Below are 18,005 nucleotides of genomic sequence, written 5' to 3' on the forward strand. Positions count from 1 at the left end.
CACGTACGGTTTGATGAGGGGAAACTGAAACAGAAAAGGGATGGCAAAGCCACCCCTAAAGAAAATATAATCTGTTTCAGTTTTCTACTCTACTACTTTTAAAATTCTTATTATTTTGATAAATTGTAAATATAGAAAAGAAAGGAGGATTTTTCATGGGTATCAGAAATTTAGTTTCCCACCTGTAGTAGAAAAATAACGTACAGGAGGAGAATAATAATGAACGAATTAAATGTAAAAGAATTTTATAAAAAACAATTTGAATTACTAAGCTATGATATAAAAAATGAAAATTGGTTGCAGGAAGTTGCGAAAGAAGTACAAGAACAAATTGGATATCCATTTCAAACGATGTTAGAACTAGGAGCTGGAAATGGTGGTTTTGCAAGAGCGATGTCTAATTTGAATGTAAAAATGACTACTGTTGAGCTTGTACCAGAGTTAGTTATGTTTGCAAAAGAACATTCTACTAATGACATTGAGATTCATTGCGCTGATTTTTATAAAATTAACTTTGAAGAAAAGTTTGATGTTGTTAGTTATTTAGATGGATTTGGTGTAGGGACAGATGAAGAACAATTGGTTTTATTAAAACGAATCCATAATTGGTTGAAAGATGATGGGTGTGCACTTATTGATATTTATCAATCATTATATTGGGAAAAAGCAAATGGACAAGAAATGCCGATTTAGTCTGCAATGCGAAAATATGAATATGATAGTGAAAATGCTAGGATGCTGGACCACTGGTGGGAAACAGATTCTTCAAATGATATCGTGACACAATCTTTACGTTGCTATACGATAGATGAGATTAGTAATTTATGTGCAGAGGCTCATTTCAGTATAGTTGGAATTTTCCCAGGAGGAGCGTATGACTTTGAAGAGAGAAAATATAAAGAGCAAGCATCTTTAAATGAATGTTTATCATATCGAATAAAAGTAAAAAAGAGTAAGGATTAAACTCCTTACTCTTTTTGTGCTTCTATAGTGTGAATAATTGACTGTTTTTTGTATTTAATTTTCGTTCTTTTTTAATTCTTATAGATCTTAGTACGATCCCAATTCCAAGAAATATAATAGTAGCAACGACTCCGCTAATAGGGTTTAACCAAAAATCACTGCTGTTAGTAAGTGTAATGATCCCTGTTATTGTAACTAAAACAGTAGGAACGGCATCTTCAATTGCATGCATGATAACGCATGGCCATACTGACTTTGTAAGTCTATATATTTCAACATACATAATAGACCAAGAAACCATAAGTATACAGCCTGATAAAAGCATATGTAACCTTGAAATAGATTCAAAATATTCATTTGGTAAAAAGACTAAATAATAAGCGGCATGCCAAAGAGCCCAAACTAAACCAGAAATAATATAAATAAACCAATCGTTTAACTGTAGTTCAATGAGCTTAGGAGTTAAATAACCGCGCCATGAAAACTCCTCAAAAATATTTTTAATAAAGTTACCAATAGTAGACATGAATATGAGTGACAATAACGAATATATTTCAAAACTAGTTATGTTTGCTACTCCAAAAATAAGTGCTAAACTTATCGTTATTACTGTAACGAACGGATAAATTAGTATCGCAACGAAGTACCATTTAAAGTTTGCCTTCAAATTTAGTTTTATACCAAAATCATTCCAATCTCGGCTAATAACTCTAAGGAAAATACATGAGAGAAAAGGTAATATTAGCCACAGTCCCATGCCTAAAGAGTTCCCTTCAGGCTGATCTGTTAGAAAAGAATCTAGAATTACGCCAATCCAGCCACTTGCCAATACAATGAATACAAAAATAAGTAAATGTAACTTAATGGGTTTTCTTTTGGTAGCAGTCATTTTGAATAGACTCCTTTACTTTTATTTTTGTTTTTGTGATTTTAGTTATTTTATAAATGAAATAATAGATATCTAGAAAAGAAGCTGGAGAGTATGTAAGGGGGACTTAGTTAGATAGTATAAAGTCCTTTTAATCAATAGAAAATAGCAGCTTTTGTATAAATCACTTTATTATATGTGTAGTTGTATGATTTAGATGTTATATATTCTTATCATGTAAAAATATCATTTGAATTTCAATATTAGAAAGGTGAAAAGTAAGTTTTTTCAGAAAAAACAAATTAAGTCCTTGACTTTATAATTGGATTTTTAATACAATTATATTTCGACTGAAAAATTAGAACGGACAGGAGGGAATCATCAAATGAACAACATTTTTGAAGAAGAGTTACAAAAAATGAAAGATACATTACGTACGATGGATGATCAATTAGAACAGCTTGAAAAAATCCCAGTTTATTATGGCGATGATTTTAAAGAGCAAATTCTTGAAAGTATGAGGGAGTCTAATAGACAAAATTTACGTATTGGTGTACAAGAACCGTACTTTGGAAGATTAGATTTTCAAGAGGATGGTAAGGAAGAAGTTATGCCGATCTACATCGGTAAGGTAGGTGTTTCAGATAAAGATACGATGAAACCAATTGTAATTGATTGGCGGGCACCTGTCGCAAGTATGTTTTATTCATTTACCGGCGGTGATGAATTAGCGTTTTATCAATCACCAGACGGATTAGTAGAAGGTGATGTTTATTTAAAGCGAAACATCTCTATTCGAAAAAGAGAATTAGAACGTGTTGTTGATACATATGTAAAAGGAAATGAAGATGTCTCGCATGCCGATGATTTTCTTCTATATCGATTAGGTGAGAATAAAGATAATAAACTAAAGGATATTGTTTCGACGATACAATCGGAGCAAAATGATATTATTCGTGCGGAAAGAAACTTACCATTACTTATTCAAGGGGTTGCAGGAAGCGGTAAAACAACAATCGCTTTACATCGCCTTGCTTTTTTAATTTATGAATATCGTGAGCAATTAGAAGCGGAGCGAATGATTGTTTTCGCTCCGAATAGTCTGTTTTTAGACTATATTTCGAGTGTACTTCCTGAATTAGGTGTAGGGAATATTAGTCAAACAACATTTCCGGACTGGGCATTACGTACGTTAGATGATTCGGTGAAACTGAAGCAGACAGAAGAAAAGTTGAAAGAAGCATTTTCTATTCATCGTGATGAAAGAAAGGTTATGCTTGGTAAATTGAAAGGTACGCTAGAATTTAAGTCCTTTATTGAAGAGCAAATGATTCGAATTGAAAAAGAACTAGTACCAACAAGTAATTTTGAGGCATGGGATAAAGCTGTTATTCCAGTGGAAGATATTAAAAAGTGGATGCAAGTGGAATATAAACACTATCCATTAAAGAAAAGAAGAGAACGTCTAGTCGGCCGAATGAAACGCTGGATTGAAATTGAACTGAAAAAGTATGGAGAAACAAACGAGAAAAAATTACTCAAAAAAGAAGCAACTAAAAGACTGAACACTTATATGAAGTTTTGGCCGAAAATGAGTGCTCTTTCACTGTATAGTTCAATATTAAAAAGTAAGGAAATACTCGAAGTATTACCTGAAGAACTTGTTAAAGAAACAGAAAAGAATTGTCGTAAAAAAGAAGTGTATGTAGAAGATTTACCTGCTTTAATATACATACATCACCGCATCACAGGTATTGAAATTGGACAAAAGTTTCATCACGTCGTTATCGATGAAGCGCAAGATTTCTCGCCATTCCAAGTTTATGTATTAAAAGAAATTACACTTGGTAACTCTTTCACTATATTAGGTGATTTATCTCAAGCGATTTATGACTATCAAGGGATTGAAGATTGGAGTGCGTTTAAGGAAGTCTTCCAAGAAACCGGTTATTATGAACTGACGAGAAGTTATCGTTCTACAAAAGAAATTATTGAATTCGCAAATGAGATAATAAAAAATGCAGAAATTCCTGTAGGGCTTGCAATGCCAGTTTTCCGTAGTGGAGAAGAAGTAAAAGTAATTCATACAGAAGATCAGTTTACTGAAATTTTGAAGACATTAAAACAGCTACAAAATGCAGATGTGAAAACAATTGCGGTAATCGGAAGAACAGACGATGAATGCCGCGATATGTATGAGAAATTAACGAATGCAGGATTGACTGTAAACGTCATTGAAGCAGATCAAAGTAAATATGAAGGTGGTATTTCGGTAGTACCTGTATACTTAGCGAAAGGATTAGAATTTGATGCTGTTCTACTCATTGATGTCGATGAAGAACACTATAAAAATACGAAACACGATGCGAAGCTATTATATGTCGGATGTACAAGGTCGCTTCATGATTTATGGATTTTCCATAGCGGGGAAGCATCTCCGTTAATTAAGAAGTAAAAATTCAAATGGTTTTTCAATAGAGAAGCATCTTATTTTATAAAAATATAGGGGACATGATAATGATTACAAAAGTAATAACAAAGAGAAATTGGGAAATCGCAAAAATAACTGGAGAAATTAATGAAAAATCACTAATAGAAGAGAGATTTATCCACTGTTCATTTTTAGAACAAGCTTTAAACGTTGCTCAAAAACATTTCGTTCATGAAGAAGATGTTTTATTACTTACAATTAATCCAGCCGTTGTAAAAGCAGAAGTAAAATATGAACTTGCTTCAAATGGTCAAAAGTATCCACATGTTTACGGAGCAATTAATATAGATGCAATTATTGATGTTGTTCCATTCCCTAAAGAAACCGGGGAATTTATATTACCAGAGATACAAAGGTAATCGTGTTACAAGTAAATAATTTAGTTAGAAAAGCACAAATCATATAGTTTGTGCTTTTTATTATCCGTTTTTTGGTAAAATATTGTTGTTTTTGTCACACTAATACTGTACGATACATAGTATAAAACACATACTGTATGACATATAGTAATGGAAATGAGGTGAACACATGGATGCTTTATTAAATTCATTAATTACTGAACTAAGAAGAGGTACATTAACATTAGCGGTTTTAAGCCAATTAAGAACGCCACAGTATGGGTATTCACTTGTCCAATTATTAGAGAAATCAGGAATCGCAATCGATCAAAGCACTTTATATCCGCTGCTTCGCCGGTTAGAAAAGCAAGAGCTAGTGACGAGTAGTTGGGATAAAACAGAGAGTAGGCCTCGTAAGTATTATGTTTTAAGTGAATACGGATTAGAGATATTCCTGCAGTTGAAAAAGGAATGGATAAAGGATTCGAAAGAACTTTATAACTTACTAAAGGAGGAGGACAAGAATGAATTTAATTGATATTTATGTCGAGGAAGTAGCGAAGAGATTACCTGAAAAAAATCGTGAAGATATTATTCTTGAGCTACGGTCAACAATTGAGGATATGTTGCCTGATAATTATAATGAAGACGATGAAAAAAGAGTTCTTGAAAAATTGGGGAGTCCGGTTTCATTAGCTAATGGATATTTGGATAGACCGATGCATTTAATTGGACCGCGTTATTTTGATGTATATTTGACGTTATTAAAAATGATCATTCCAATTGCAGCTATTATCGCACTCATTGCAATGGTTGCAGAAAATTTCATAAATTATACTGGTGATCAAGCAGTATTAAATGTTATTTTACAATTAATAGGTAAAAGTATTGGGGGGATTTTTGAAGTGGCCCTCCATGTATTTTTCTGGTTAACACTTGTATTTGCTATTTTAGAAAGAACGGATAAAAACAAAGATACCGAACCATTGACGACAAGTTTAAAAAAGTGGACGCCAGATGATTTGAAAAACATTTCGCATATTCCGAAGAAAAAAGCAATCTCCAAGTTTGAAGTTTTTGGAGGATTAATGTGGACAGCAATATGGGGTACACTTTACTTTTATGCGAATCATCTCGTTGGCGTATACAGTGGTACAGAAAATGGATTGAAGTTTGTCGCGCCAACGTTTAATCAAGAGGTGTTACTTCAGTATTGGCCAATTGTTATGATTATGATTGTTCTTGAAATAGCTATATCTCTTTATAAGTTAGTACAGGGACAATGGACGAAAAGATTGGCAATCGGGAATGCTATTCTTCAAATAGCTGGAACGATAGTATTCATTATAATTGTAGTAAATCCGCACATATTTACCGATGGATTTATTACGTTTGTGGCAAATGTGTTCACTATTTCTCCGGAAGAACTTAAAAAGTGGCTAATTGGTGGGGGTATTCTCATTTACGTTTTATCTGCTGCATTAAACATTTATGATGGCTTTCGAAAAGCTAGTGTTCGTGTAACAAATAGGTAGTTAAAAAGAGAATGTATATGAAAGGAAGAAAACGATGATAAGGGAAGCAACGGAAAAAGATGTAATATACATTTTAGATATTTATAATGATGCAATACTGAATACAACTGCTGTATATACGTATAAACCCGTAACCCTTGAAAATAGAATAGATTGGTATGGACAAAAAAAGGCTGAAGCTTATCCAATCTTAGTAAACGAACTAGATAATAAAATAGTAGGATTTGCGACATTTGGCCCATTTAGAGCTTGGCCTGCCTATAAATATTCAATTGAACATTCTGTATACGTTAATAAGGAATATAGAAATAGAGGAATTGGGACATCTTTAATGAAAGAACTGATAGCCATTGCATGGGAAAGAGAATATATGACTTTAATTGCTGGAATTGATGCGGAAAATGAGAAAAGTATTGCTTTACATGAAAACTATGGATTTGTTCATGCAGGGACGATTAAAAAGGCTGGTTATAAGTTTAATAAATGGCTAGATTTAGCTTTTTATCAATTGGAGCTTAATGGCCCTAAAAATCCTTTAGAAGAATGAAGGTTTTTATCTTTTAGGTAGCAAGGAGTAATTCATGCTACCTTTTTCTTATTGTAAAAGCCTATTTAATCTGCAAAAAAGGGGTTTTTACATTCTATATTGAATGATTAAAGGTGATAAAACGATATGAAATGAGGAATGAAAATGGAAACTGTCATTCAAAAAATGAAAGAGATACAATCTGATCATGTTGGGGTAGCTATTTATTCTACAAAAAGCAATCGTTAGGAATATTTAACAAATTCCCGTTTCTTTATGTTGTTGGGGGAAAAGATTTACCTAATCGACGTGAAAATAAAGAGGTAGATGAAGCTTTTGCAGTAGCTTTGAAGTACCTATACAAAGAATATAGTGAAAGTATGCTAGGAGTGAGCGATTGAAAAGAAACTTAAAGGCATCAACAATTATTATTTTAATTGTAACCATTATTGCTCTTGAAGTGGGTATCGCACTATACAATCACAATTTGTCATTAGATACTATTTATTTTGCAGTGATCCTCATTTGTATTGTATTACTTTTTGGTACACGTGTTTCTGAGAAGAAAGAGAGACGAAGCAAAACAGCTCTTTTATTTTGGTCATCTATTTTACTGTCTATCGCTTCTTTTGCGGTTATAAGTTATATAGAGTAGGCTATGTTTCTGTGCCAGGGATAATTGGTTTTTCATGCTTTGTTACTTATGGTGGATTCGTATTTATTAGTATTTTAAAGAGAAAAAGTAAAAATGAAAGGTAGCTTAATAAGCTGAAAGGAAGGAATATATGAAACACATAGAGAATGGTACTCGCGCTGAAGGAGAATACATAAAAAATAAGGTCATTCAATATAACATGTCTATTTTAACAGATGAAGCAAAACAGCGATGGAACAAGTAAGTTTTGTAGTGAAAGATGAGAATGGGAGAATCTTCGGCGGAGTAACAGGAACAATGTATTTTTATCATCTTCATATAGATTTTTTATGGGTTGATGAATCAGTTCGTCATGATGGTTATGGTAGTCAACTATTACATAAAATTGAAGACATTGCGAAGGAAAAAGGTTGTAGATTAATATTATTAGATTCATTTAGTTTTCAAGCACCAGAATTTTATAAAAAGCACGGCTACCGAGAATATGGTGTTGTTGAAGATCATCCTAAAGGACATAGCCAACATTTTTTAGAGAAGAGATTATAGTCATAGTATTCTAGAAGAAAAATAGATTTTAAAAGTATCACTAACAAGGTGATGCTTTTTCTTTTTTATTGAAAATGAGCTATTATCTTTTTAGAAGACAGTGGCCGTATTTACTATACGTACTAACAAAGAGTATTGAATTTTTAGAAGGGCATGAGCAATAAGACGAGCACTGAATATAATAGTGATAAAGGAGGTGTTAAGTTATGGGTTATATTGTAGATATTTCGAAATGGAACGGTAACATTAACTGGGATGTAGCAGCTCCTCAATTAGATTTCGTTATTGCCAGGGTACAGGATGGATCAAATTATATAGATCCTTTATATAAAAGTTATGTTCAAGCAATGAAAACAAGAAATATTCCTTTTGGTAACTATGCATTTTGTCGTTTTATTTCAATTGCTGATGCGAAGAAGGAAGCGCAAGATTTCTGGAATCGCGGTGATAAGAGCGCTACGGTGTGGGTGGCTGATGTCGAAGTGAAAACAATGGATGACATGAGAGCCGGTACACAAGCTTTTATTGATGAATTACGCCGACTAGGTGCTAAGAAAGTTGGATTATATGTTGGTCATCATATGTATGGGCCTTTCGGTATGGCGAACGTAAAAAGTGACTTTGTATGGATCCCTAGATATGGTGGTAATAAACCAGCATATCCTTGTGATATTTGGCAATACACTGAGACAGGTAATGTACCAGGTATCGGGAAATGTGATTTAAACCAATTGATAGGAAATAAGCCACTTTCTTGGTTTACTGAATCAGTACCAAAACAAGAAAACATACAAGCACAAGTTTCTAAACAAAATATTATCCAATCTGGAGCTTTTTCACCTTATGAAACACCAGATGTTATGGGAGCGTTAACTTCTTTAAAAATGACTGCTACCTTCATTTTACAATCGGATGGTTTAACATATTTTGTTACTGAACCGACTAGTGATACGCAATTAAACGCACTGAAAAGTTGGCTTGATCGAAAAGGTTGGTGGTATGAAGTTAAATAATAAAAAAATAACTAGCTACCATTTGTACAAAAAAGAGCCGTCCAGTTGTGGAGGGCTCTTTTTTACTATTCAAATAGCTTATTCATTAAATTTTGTATTTCACGTCTTCTTTTAGCTGTTTCGTCCTTATCAATTGTATACGTATCATCCTCTATTATTAGAACATCACCCTCTTTTGCAGTGGAAGGGAGTTTGGATTTAGGTACATCAATTGTTACGTTATTCACTTCAATAACTGCTAGTTTGCCTTCAAAACGGTCAATAATACCTCTCTTCATAATTATCTCTCCGTTCTTACAGAAATGTTAGAACCATCACTATTAATAATTACAGTTCCATTTAAATCAGTTCTATATACCTTAACAGACATTGCATTTAACTTTGCTAAAGTTTCCTGAGTAGGATGGCCATATCGGTTACCTGCACCTGCACTGATTACAGCGATACTTGGTTTCACTGCATCTAAAAATGGCTGAGAAGAAGATGTCTTACTTCCGTGATGGCCAGGTTTTAATACATCGGATTTTAGGCCGGAACCATACGTTGCAACCATATCTTTTTCACTTTTAGATTCAGCATCACCAGTAAATAAGAAAGATTTGCTGCCATGTGTTACTTTTAATACAGCACTCCACTCATTTAAATCGTTACCGTATTCTTTAACAGGAGCTAAAAATTGTGAGTTTAAACCATTGATTGGTAAAGTTACTCCAGATTTCGCTTCTTTAATAGTCAATCCTTTGTTAGCTACTGCAGTTAAAAAGTCTTTAAACGTTTGTGTCGTATGACTTACTTTAGGTGCGTAAACGTTTTTTACATTCATAGCATAAAGTACTTCATCCAATCCGCCTACATGATCGGCATCAGGATGAGTGGCAATCATATAATCGATAGTTTGGAATCCTAATCCTTTTAAATAATTTGCTACAACTTTACCTTTTCCGTTATTTCCGCCATCAATAAGGATCGTTTCTCCACTTGGAGATTTAATAAATGTAGCATCACCTTGTCCGACATTTATATAATGGACTTCTAACTCTCCTTTAGGCTTAGGAAGACCTGGACGGAAATTTGGTTCTAATACTCTTGCTAAGAATGCAGCGAACTGTTCACGAGTTACTTTTACGTCTGGACCAAATGTACCATCAGGAAATCCAGCTGTAATATTATTTTGAGCTAAAATTTTGACATAATTGTAACCCCAATGATTAGATGGAACATCAGGGAAATTGACGTCAGCACCTGTAGGTTTCAAATTAAAAGTTTTAACTAGTACTACTGCCATTTCTGCACGAGTTAATGAGCGGTCAGGGAAGTAGTTTGTTTCACGTTGTACAATATTGTTATGTGCTAACTTATGTACAGAATCATAGTAATAGATACCTTTGGCTACATCGGAAAAAATATGATTATAGTTAGATGGTTTTTCTAATTTTAATGATAAATCTAGCATTAAGGCCATTTGTCCACGAGTTACATGATCACTCGGTTTAAAAGTTCCTTCTGGCGTACCATTAATGATACCTTTATCCGATAAATAGTTAATTTCTTTAATTGCCCAATGATTAGATTGGACATCAGGGAAAGATTTAGCACTTGTAAGATTTGGAATGAACAATGTTAAAATCATGACAAATGCTGTTAATAATAAACTAAACTTTTTCAAAAAATCGCCTCACTTAATGTATTTTTTACCTTATTAACTTTACCATTTCTTACAAGTGATTCAAAGTTTAATAGGTAAATATTTTATTAGTTGTTTTGTATTCCCATAAATTCGTTAATTTGAAATAACCTAACTTAATAGAGGGGATAGGAAAGGTAGTAGAGAATTGTTTGTATTGTAAAATCCATATTATAAATTTATAAAATCGTTTATAATAATTTATATTATGTTAAATGGGAGAAAGAAAATGTACACGTATAAATTACAAGATGAGAAACCAATCTGTTCAGAAAAATTAAAGAGGCTTTATGATTCTGTCGGTTGGTGGCCAGAAAGAAAAGAAATCGATATTCAAAAAATGTTAAAAAACAGTATAGCAATTGGGGTATGGAAAGAAAATGAGTTAATCGGTTTTGCTAGAGTTGTTTCAGATGGTGTTTTTCGAGCGTACATAGAAGATGTTGTTGTGCATGAAAGTGTAAGAAATAAAGGCATTGGTGAGAAGATGCTTACAATGTTGCTTGAAGAGATATCTTATATCGATATTGTGAGCTTATTTTGCGGAGAGAAACTTATAACTTTCTATGGGCAACAGCAATTTCAAGCGACGAAACAAATTGTAATGCATCGTAATCAAATGGTGAAAGAATAAGGGGGAATTAGAATGAATGCAACAAGAGAATATTGTTTATCGAAAAGAAAAGCGACAGAAGATTCACCAGATGGTTGGAATGCAACGTGTATGAGGCTTAATAATAAAATATTTGCAATAGTAAATCATGAAGAAGGAGAAAAAGCTGCAATTACATTGAAATGTGATCCAGAACTTGCGCTAAGATTAAGAGAAGAGTATCCAGAAACAATCATTCCGGGGTATCATATGAATAAAAAACATTGGAATACAGTGTATATACATAAAGATGTAGAACAAGTGCAAATTAATAAGATGATTGATTGGTCATATGATTTAGTTCTGCAGTCATTTTCAAAGAAAAAGCAGCAAGAGTTATTATATTAATATGTATAAGGGGTGGGTGTGTTGAAAGACACGATTAAAGGTACATATGATAAATTAGCGAGTACATATAAAGAAAATCTAGATGAAAAATCTTATCACTATTTAAATAAAAATCCACACTTTCTTATTGTTAAAGCAGTTAATAAATAGCTAGTAAAATGATTATATTTTACTAGCTATTTTGCAGTTTTAAATGATGAATTAGGAGTTTTAAAATGAATACGAAACGAAATAGATTACTATACGCAACGTTTACAATCATTGTTATTATTTTAGGGCTTAGTTCAAGAAAGTTTGCTTTCGCGTTACCTGAGTTATTAAATGATTATTTAGGTGATGCTTTATGGGCATTGATGATTTTTATTGGATTCGGATTTTTATTTCCTAAAATAGAAACGAAGAAATTAGCTTTTATTAGTTTAATATTTTGCTACGGGATTGAAATGAGCCAATTGTACCATGCGGAATGGATAGATAATATTCGTGCAACGACTTTAGGTGGACTTGTGTTAGGGTACGGATTTTTGTGGAGTGATTTAGTTGCTTATACAATTGGTGTTGGGGTAGGATTTCTTTTTGAGTTTATATTAAGGACGAATAAGCGATTTTAAATGGGGGTATTTATTATGGGGGATATATTAGAAATTGTGAATTTTTGGTTTGAAGATAAAGATGTCACAGCTACTGAAATAAAAGCAAACGTAACAAAGATTCATTGTAATAATAAATCCTATATTTTGAAGGAAAAGGGATCGATAAAACAACTATTAGTTGAAATACATGTATTAGAACAGCTTGATGAAAAAGGGGTTAAAGTACAAAAGTTAGTGGAAACGAGTAATAGTGAAAAGTATGTATTTTATAGAGAGAAGTATTATTGTTTGTACGAATATGTTGCTGGAAGTGTACTTGAAATAAAAGATACGGAAAATTTGAAAGAGCTAGGAAGTACAATTGGAGTAGAAATAGCTAATCTACATCAAGCACTTAATTCGGTGAATAATAATAACGAGTTAGTAAAAAGAGATTTGTATAAAGTAGTATACGGATGGGCTTTACCTATTTTAGAAAAGAATGAGTATGTTCATCAGGATGTAATTCGAAAAATGAATCAAATACATATAGATTTCAAGGAAACAGTTCACCCATTACGAAAACAAATTATTCATCGCGATATGCACTTATCAAATGTAATCTTTAAAGATAATGAATTTCAAGGTTTTATAGATTTTGAACTATTAGAAAGTAATGTAAGAGTATTCGATTTATGCTATTGCTGTACGAGTATTTTGAGTGAGTTATATAGTGATGAAGTATTAAGAGGGAAGTGGCAACATATTATCAGCACAATCTTTGAAGGATATAATAAACAAAACATTTTAACGAGAGAAGAACTACAATCCATTTGGTATGTTATGCTTTCTATTCAAGTTATATTTATTACTTATTTTGTTCAGTTAAAAGATTTATTAAAGTTAAATGAAGAGATGTTTTTTTGGATTTTTGTTAATAAAGAGGCTATTGAAGAGTCAATAGAAAGGATCGCAAGAAAATGAAAAAAATTATATTAATAGGTTCTGGTGGTTCAGGAAAATCTACACTAGCAAGGCAGTTAGGAAATAAATTAAATATTAAAGTACATCATCTTGATGCGTTATTTTGGAAACCGAATTGGGAGGGTGTTTCGAAAGAAGAGCAAAGAACGGTTCAAAATGAATTAGTGAAAGAAGATGAGTGGATTATTGATGGGAATTATGGCGGGACAATGGACATAAGAATGAAGGCAGCTGATACAATTATCTTTCTTGATATTCATAGAACAATATGTGTTTATCGTGCTTTTAAAAGGATTGTACAATATAGGAATAAAACAAGGCCGGATATGGGGGCTGGATGTGAAGAAAGATTTGATTTGCAATTTTTCAAATGGATATGGGAATACCCTAAAACGAAACGACCTTCCATTTTAAAGAGGCTAAATAAATTAAGTAAGGATAAAGATGTTGTTATTTTAAAATCTTCAAATGAAGTAAAACTATTTTTAGAGAAGTACGATAACGTAAATAGTTAGATTATAAAATGAAGTAATTTTGAAAATCTAGTGAATATAAACAAGCTGTTGATGAGATTTTTACATTTATAGGTCATTAATAAATAAAAGATTATACGTGAGAAGGGTGTCTATATGAAATGATATAGACACTTTTTTGTTATATGAAGAGGAGAATCAATTACATTGAAAGATAAAATATCATGTTTTATAAATTCTGGCCATAGTATTACCTGTTAGTAATGCTTTCACAGTTTCTGCACAACTTCTGCACATGTTTTGGTGATTTCTATGTCATGATATATTCATTAAGTGAAATGTTTCACATAAAAAGAAATATATTTTCACTGCGGTGTATGCATAACACACACATACATCGTTACAAGATTGTCTCTTGTTATTCTTTTACATCGAAGCCCACATTACACTACAAATTATAACAAAAAGGGGACAGGAACATGAATAATCGATTATTAAAACAACTACAAAACATGAAAATGAACAAAAAAAATCTAGGAGCTGTTGCATTAACAGCTGGAATTATTGGCACGACACTTATTCCTCAAAACACATATGCGCATGGTTTTGTTGAAAAACCTGGCAGTCGATCTGCTTTATGTAGTCCAACTTATGGTGCACTAAATGTAAATTGCAGAAGTGTTATGTATGAACCGCAAAGCTTAGAAGCACCAAAAGGATTCCCGCAAGGTGGCCCAGTTGATGGACAAATCGCTTCTGCAGGTGGTAAGTTTGGTGGTATTTTAGATCAACAAACAGCAAATCGTTGGTTTAAAAATACAATTACAGGCGGGGAAAATACTTTTACTTGGAAGTATACAGCGCCTCACTTAACGAGCAAATGGCATTACTATATTACTAAAAAAGGATGGGATTCAAATAAAGCGCTCACAAGAGCAGATTTAGAACCAATTGGAACTGTACAACATGATGGCTCTGCAGCCTCAAATCATTTAACTCACAAAATCAATGTACCTACTGATAGAAGTGGATATCATGTAATTTTAGCAGTATGGGATGTAGCTGATACTGCAAATGCATTCTATAATGTAATTGATGTTAATCTCATCAATGACGTAAAACCAGACACAGAAGCTCCAAGCATTCCAAATAGAATTCAGGCACAAAAAGTAACAGCGAATAGTATAGAACTAGCATGGAACGCTTCTACGGATAATGTAGGGGTAAAAGGGTATCAAATCTTCCGTAACGGAGAGATGATTGATACAGTAACAGGACCTCATTTTATTGATAAAAAATTACAACCAAGTACAGAATACTCTTATACTGTAAAAGCAATTGACGCAGCTGGAAATGTATCGAAAGAAAGTGCAACGCTTACAGTGAAAACAACAGTTGAGGCTCCTGATACAGAAGCACCAACACAACCAAAAGGATTACATAGTATGGGAACGACAGCGTCAAGTGTGGATCTAATGTGGAGTCCTTCTGACGATAATATTGGTATAGACCATTACGATATTTATAGAGAAACAGAAGGATCGATGAAAAAGATTGCAACATCCAATACGACTTCTTATATGGATAAATATTTACTCTCTAATACTACTTATAAATATGTAGTGAAAGCTATTGATGTAGCTGGAAATGAATCTATACAGAGTGATATATTCACAATTACTACAAAAACTGAAAGCGCTTCATATGGAGAGTGGGATGCAAAGAAAGCATATGAAAAGGGAGATAGAGTTCTACACGAGGGAAAAGTATATGAAGCAGTCCAAAGTTATAAAGGAAATGGGGATCCAAACTGGATTTATGCCTTATCATTATGGAAAACAGTGTAAGCTTTACCTTGGTATGAACTAAGAGATAATGGGCTTTGATGCAAAAGGACATCTTGAGAATTCATTTTTCTACAAATAAAAAAGGGCAGTATATGAATACATAAAGTAGTTTCATATACTGCCTTTTTTATTATGATAACATTTTTGTCATAAGTATATGCGGAATGCCATCTTCCATAAATACATCAGAAGAGGTTTGATAACCTAGTTTTTTATAAAATCCTTCAGCCTGTGTTTGACCGTGTAGTTTTACTTTTGTAGCAACTTTGTTGCGGGCAATTTCTTCTAATGTTTGAATAATTACTTTTCCTAAACCGTATTTACGATAGTCTTTTAAAATACAAATACGTTCTAATTTTCCAGTTCCATCAACAAATCGTATGCGACCTGTACCAACAGGAAGATTGTTATAATAAACTAAAATATGTTTACATTTCTCCCCGATTTCATCAAACATATCGAATTCATCTTCAAGTGGGACATTTTGTTCTTTTACAAATACTTCTTTTCGAATATGAAAGGCAGTTTCTAAATCTGTAAGTTCTGTTATGAGTTTGGAGTGCAAATTGTTCAATCCTTTCTAGTGTGATGTGCTTTTGTTTTCATAGTATATCATAATGTTACGTAATAACGAGAAAATATAAAAAAGCTGACTGTAAGAGTCAGCATTCATTATAATTCCTGTATCCCGTTTTTTGTTCCAATAATCGCCTTACTAGTCATATTAACAAACAATCCGGTTTCAACTACACCAGTAATCATTTTTAATCGTTTGTGTAAATCGGAAGGAGTAGGTATATGATTAGGGAATATACAATCGATAATCATGTTATTATTATCGGTTATAAACGTTTCATTATTTTTTAAGCGTAACGTTGTTTGACATCCTAAAGATTGAATTTTACTTTCGGTTTGTTTCCATGCAAAAGGTATGATTTCAATAGGTAATGGAAAAGTCCCTAAACGTGTCACAACTTTTGATTCATCAACGATAATGATAAGTTCTTTCGAGGAGGAGGCTACAATTTTCTCGCGAAGTAATGCACCACCGCCTCCTTTAATAAGCTGTAAATTAGAATCAATTTCATCAGCTCCATCAATTGTAAGATCAAGACTTTGTACGTCGTTTAACGAAATCAACGGAATATTTAGCTGCTGTGCCAATGCTTCCGTTTCCTTTGATGTCGGGACAGCTTGAATTGATAATCCCTCTTTTACACGTTGACCTAATTTTTGTATCGTCCAGTATGCGGTTGATCCTGTACCAAGACCAATCTTCATACCATCTTTTACGAAGGTTGCAGCATATTCACCAGCTATCTGTTTTAAATCCATCGCTTTACTCCGCCGGACGTGGTCCAGCATCAAGGCCTGAATTTTCAACTGTAAGTACCGGACGAACGACTATATCCTTATGTACACGCATTTGACAAGATAATCGTAAATGATCTTCAATTCCTTTTTCTGTCATCGCATTTTTTTCATTCGCACTCGCTTCACAAAAATCACCGGCTATAATTTCTACTCTACAAGTTGTGCAACGTGCTTTTCCACCACAGCGATGGAGTATGTTTACACCGTTATCTTTAATCGCTAATACTAACTTTGTTCCTTCTTTTACATCAAAAGTTCCCGCACCTTCAATTGTTAATTTTGGCAAATTTGTTCCTCCTCACGTAAAATTGTACATAACATATTTATGACCGCGAATTATTGAACATAAACATAATTTTTTATATGCCCCGTAACTTTTTTATTTGTTGAATCGTTAATTAAGTAAGCGCTGAAAAGGAGTGGTTATTTTGTGCACAAAAGTAACTCATATTTTGAAAAATCATATCGATATGAATCATTCAAATATAACTTTTTTAATTGAGCAATACGGAGAACTGAAAAGGTACTGTACATTTTTAACGAAAAATAAATGGGATGGCGAAGATCTTGCCCAAGAAACAGTTTGTAAAGTGCTTCAAAAATATAGTAATAAAGATATTTGTATGACGCTCGTATATAAAATAGCTAGAAATCGTTGGTTAGATCAAATAAAGTCAAAATCAGTTCATGAAAAAATAAGAGACCAAATTACTTTTGAAGAACCACATGAAAAAATTGCAGATTTGCATGAAATGGTAGGGAAAGTATTATCTTCATTAAATGTACAGCAATCCGCAATTTTATTATTAAAGGATGTTTTTCAATATAGTATCGCTGATATTGCTAAAGTATGTTCCGTATCGGAAGGGGCAGTAAAAGCTTCTTTGTTTCGGAGTAGAAATAGGTTGAAAACTGTAAGTGAAGAAGGGATAGAGATAGTTGAATTCACAGATGATATGGAAGTTGTAGTAACGTCTATTCGAGAAGAGAGACCGGAATTATTAACGAAACTGCTTCCGACAATAGATTTTACTAAGTTACCATCTAAACAGCCAGTCTTATTATTTAATGTGAAACAACCTTCTTCCTACAGTTGTATGCTTTGCGTTGCATAACAATTATTGGAGGGATTTAAA

Annotated in this window: 20 protein-coding genes and 3 pseudogenes; 17 read left to right on the forward strand and 6 right to left on the reverse strand. The window is 32.9% G+C overall.

Annotation, left to right across the window (positions count from 1 at the left end; all coding sequences use genetic code 11):
- Positions 1–219 precede the first annotated feature (219 nt).
- Positions 220–963, forward strand: a pseudogene (locus ACVWY7_RS11160) (class I SAM-dependent methyltransferase).
- A gap of 22 nt (positions 964–985) precedes the next feature.
- Here ACVWY7_RS11160 and ACVWY7_RS11165 read toward each other — a convergent pair.
- Positions 986–1,852, reverse strand: a complete 867-nt coding sequence (locus ACVWY7_RS11165) for a CPBP family glutamic-type intramembrane protease (RefSeq protein WP_073523686.1) — start codon at positions 1,850–1,852, stop codon at positions 986–988.
- A gap of 364 nt (positions 1,853–2,216) precedes the next feature.
- On the opposite strand from ACVWY7_RS11165, the gene ACVWY7_RS11170 reads away from it, so the two are divergent.
- The 8 genes and pseudogenes from ACVWY7_RS11170 to ACVWY7_RS11205 all read left to right on the forward strand — a co-directional run bounded on the left by ACVWY7_RS11170 (position 2,217) and on the right by ACVWY7_RS11205 (position 8,935).
- Entirely contained in the window at positions 2,217–4,286 is a 2,070-nt protein-coding gene (locus ACVWY7_RS11170) for a HelD family protein (RefSeq protein ID WP_456523798.1), read from the forward strand.
- A gap of 62 nt (positions 4,287–4,348) precedes the next feature.
- Positions 4,349–4,681 (forward strand): DUF952 domain-containing protein, encoded by a 333-nt coding sequence (locus ACVWY7_RS11175; protein WP_000629066.1) that lies wholly within the window; start codon positions 4,349–4,351, stop codon positions 4,679–4,681.
- Positions 4,682–4,850: 169 nt separating this feature from the next.
- On the forward strand, positions 4,851–5,198 hold the full coding sequence (locus ACVWY7_RS11180) for a PadR family transcriptional regulator (RefSeq protein ID WP_000339344.1): 348 nt from the start codon (positions 4,851–4,853) through the stop codon (positions 5,196–5,198).
- Positions 5,185–6,195, forward strand: a complete 1,011-nt coding sequence (locus tag ACVWY7_RS11185) for an HAAS signaling domain-containing protein (RefSeq protein WP_001048860.1) — start codon at positions 5,185–5,187, stop codon at positions 6,193–6,195. The genes ACVWY7_RS11180 and ACVWY7_RS11185 overlap by 14 nt, the downstream gene beginning before the upstream one ends.
- Before the next feature lie 34 nt (positions 6,196–6,229).
- Positions 6,230–6,742 carry a GNAT family N-acetyltransferase gene (locus ACVWY7_RS11190; RefSeq protein ID WP_000617506.1) on the forward strand — a complete coding sequence of 171 codons (513 nt, stop codon included), beginning with the start codon at positions 6,230–6,232 and terminating at the stop codon, positions 6,740–6,742.
- Positions 6,743–7,118: 376 nt separating this feature from the next.
- A pseudogene (locus tag ACVWY7_RS11195) lies at positions 7,119–7,480 on the forward strand (hypothetical protein).
- A 26-nt stretch (positions 7,481–7,506) separates the two neighbouring features.
- A pseudogene (locus tag ACVWY7_RS11200) lies at positions 7,507–7,922 on the forward strand (GNAT family N-acetyltransferase).
- A gap of 206 nt (positions 7,923–8,128) precedes the next feature.
- Positions 8,129–8,935 carry a GH25 family lysozyme gene (locus ACVWY7_RS11205; RefSeq protein ID WP_000540634.1) on the forward strand — a complete coding sequence of 269 codons (807 nt, stop codon included), beginning with the start codon at positions 8,129–8,131 and terminating at the stop codon, positions 8,933–8,935.
- Between the two features lie 65 nt (positions 8,936–9,000).
- Here ACVWY7_RS11205 and ACVWY7_RS11210 read toward each other — a convergent pair whose 3' ends face one another.
- Both ACVWY7_RS11210 and ACVWY7_RS11215 read right to left on the reverse strand, forming a co-directional pair.
- Entirely contained in the window at positions 9,001–9,213 is a 213-nt protein-coding gene (locus tag ACVWY7_RS11210; RefSeq protein WP_000820168.1) for a DUF3006 domain-containing protein, read from the reverse strand.
- A gap of 2 nt (positions 9,214–9,215) precedes the next feature.
- Positions 9,216–10,601, reverse strand: coding sequence for an S-layer homology domain-containing protein (locus tag ACVWY7_RS11215; protein WP_073523690.1), 1,386 nt, complete (start codon positions 10,599–10,601; stop codon positions 9,216–9,218).
- Positions 10,602–10,848: 247 nt separating this feature from the next.
- On the opposite strand from ACVWY7_RS11215, the gene ACVWY7_RS11220 reads away from it, so the two are divergent.
- The 7 genes from ACVWY7_RS11220 (at position 10,849) to ACVWY7_RS11250 (ending at position 15,495) form a co-directional block, all read left to right on the forward strand.
- Entirely contained in the window at positions 10,849–11,253 is a 405-nt protein-coding gene (locus ACVWY7_RS11220; RefSeq protein WP_000288937.1) for a GNAT family N-acetyltransferase, read from the forward strand.
- Positions 11,254–11,265: 12 nt separating this feature from the next.
- Positions 11,266–11,619, forward strand: a complete 354-nt coding sequence (locus tag ACVWY7_RS11225; protein ID WP_000994638.1) for an MmcQ/YjbR family DNA-binding protein — start codon at positions 11,266–11,268, stop codon at positions 11,617–11,619.
- A 21-nt stretch (positions 11,620–11,640) separates the two neighbouring features.
- Positions 11,641–11,769: a hypothetical protein gene (locus tag ACVWY7_RS11230; RefSeq protein ID WP_000655491.1), complete on the forward strand. Its 129-nt coding sequence runs from the start codon at positions 11,641–11,643 to the stop codon at positions 11,767–11,769.
- Between the two features lie 65 nt (positions 11,770–11,834).
- Entirely contained in the window at positions 11,835–12,230 is a 396-nt protein-coding gene (locus ACVWY7_RS11235) for a ribosomal maturation YjgA family protein (protein ID WP_001093445.1), read from the forward strand.
- Between the two features lie 15 nt (positions 12,231–12,245).
- The gene (locus ACVWY7_RS11240; RefSeq protein WP_456523799.1) at positions 12,246–13,175 is read left to right on the forward strand and encodes a phosphotransferase enzyme family protein; all 930 of its coding nucleotides are present in this window, start codon (positions 12,246–12,248) and stop codon (positions 13,173–13,175) included.
- Complete coding sequence (locus tag ACVWY7_RS11245; RefSeq protein ID WP_000720566.1) at positions 13,172–13,690, forward strand: DNA topology modulation protein; 519 nt, start codon at positions 13,172–13,174, stop codon at positions 13,688–13,690. Before ACVWY7_RS11240 ends, ACVWY7_RS11245 begins: the two co-directional genes overlap by 4 nt.
- Before the next feature lie 437 nt (positions 13,691–14,127).
- A complete protein-coding gene (locus tag ACVWY7_RS11250; protein WP_073523694.1) occupies positions 14,128–15,495 on the forward strand; it encodes a lytic polysaccharide monooxygenase in 1,368 nt (455 codons plus the stop codon).
- A gap of 130 nt (positions 15,496–15,625) precedes the next feature.
- Here ACVWY7_RS11250 and ACVWY7_RS11255 read toward each other — a convergent pair whose 3' ends face one another.
- The 3 genes from ACVWY7_RS11255 to ACVWY7_RS11265 form a co-directional block, all read right to left on the reverse strand.
- Positions 15,626–16,060, reverse strand: a complete 435-nt coding sequence (locus ACVWY7_RS11255) for a GNAT family N-acetyltransferase (protein ID WP_000555719.1) — start codon at positions 16,058–16,060, stop codon at positions 15,626–15,628.
- Between the two features lie 107 nt (positions 16,061–16,167).
- A complete protein-coding gene (rpiA, locus tag ACVWY7_RS11260; RefSeq protein ID WP_000364536.1) occupies positions 16,168–16,830 on the reverse strand; it encodes a ribose 5-phosphate isomerase A in 663 nt (220 codons plus the stop codon).
- A 4-nt stretch (positions 16,831–16,834) separates the two neighbouring features.
- Positions 16,835–17,155 carry a 2Fe-2S iron-sulfur cluster-binding protein gene (locus ACVWY7_RS11265; RefSeq protein WP_001125392.1) on the reverse strand — a complete coding sequence of 107 codons (321 nt, stop codon included), beginning with the start codon at positions 17,153–17,155 and terminating at the stop codon, positions 16,835–16,837.
- Between the two features lie 142 nt (positions 17,156–17,297).
- On the opposite strand from ACVWY7_RS11265, the gene ACVWY7_RS11270 reads away from it, so the two are divergent.
- On the forward strand, positions 17,298–17,984 hold the full coding sequence (locus ACVWY7_RS11270) for an RNA polymerase subunit sigma-70 (RefSeq protein ID WP_000337493.1): 687 nt from the start codon (positions 17,298–17,300) through the stop codon (positions 17,982–17,984).
- The last annotated feature ends 21 nt before the right edge of the window (positions 17,985–18,005 follow it).

Source organism: Bacillus sp. TE9106W (assembly GCF_054062215.1).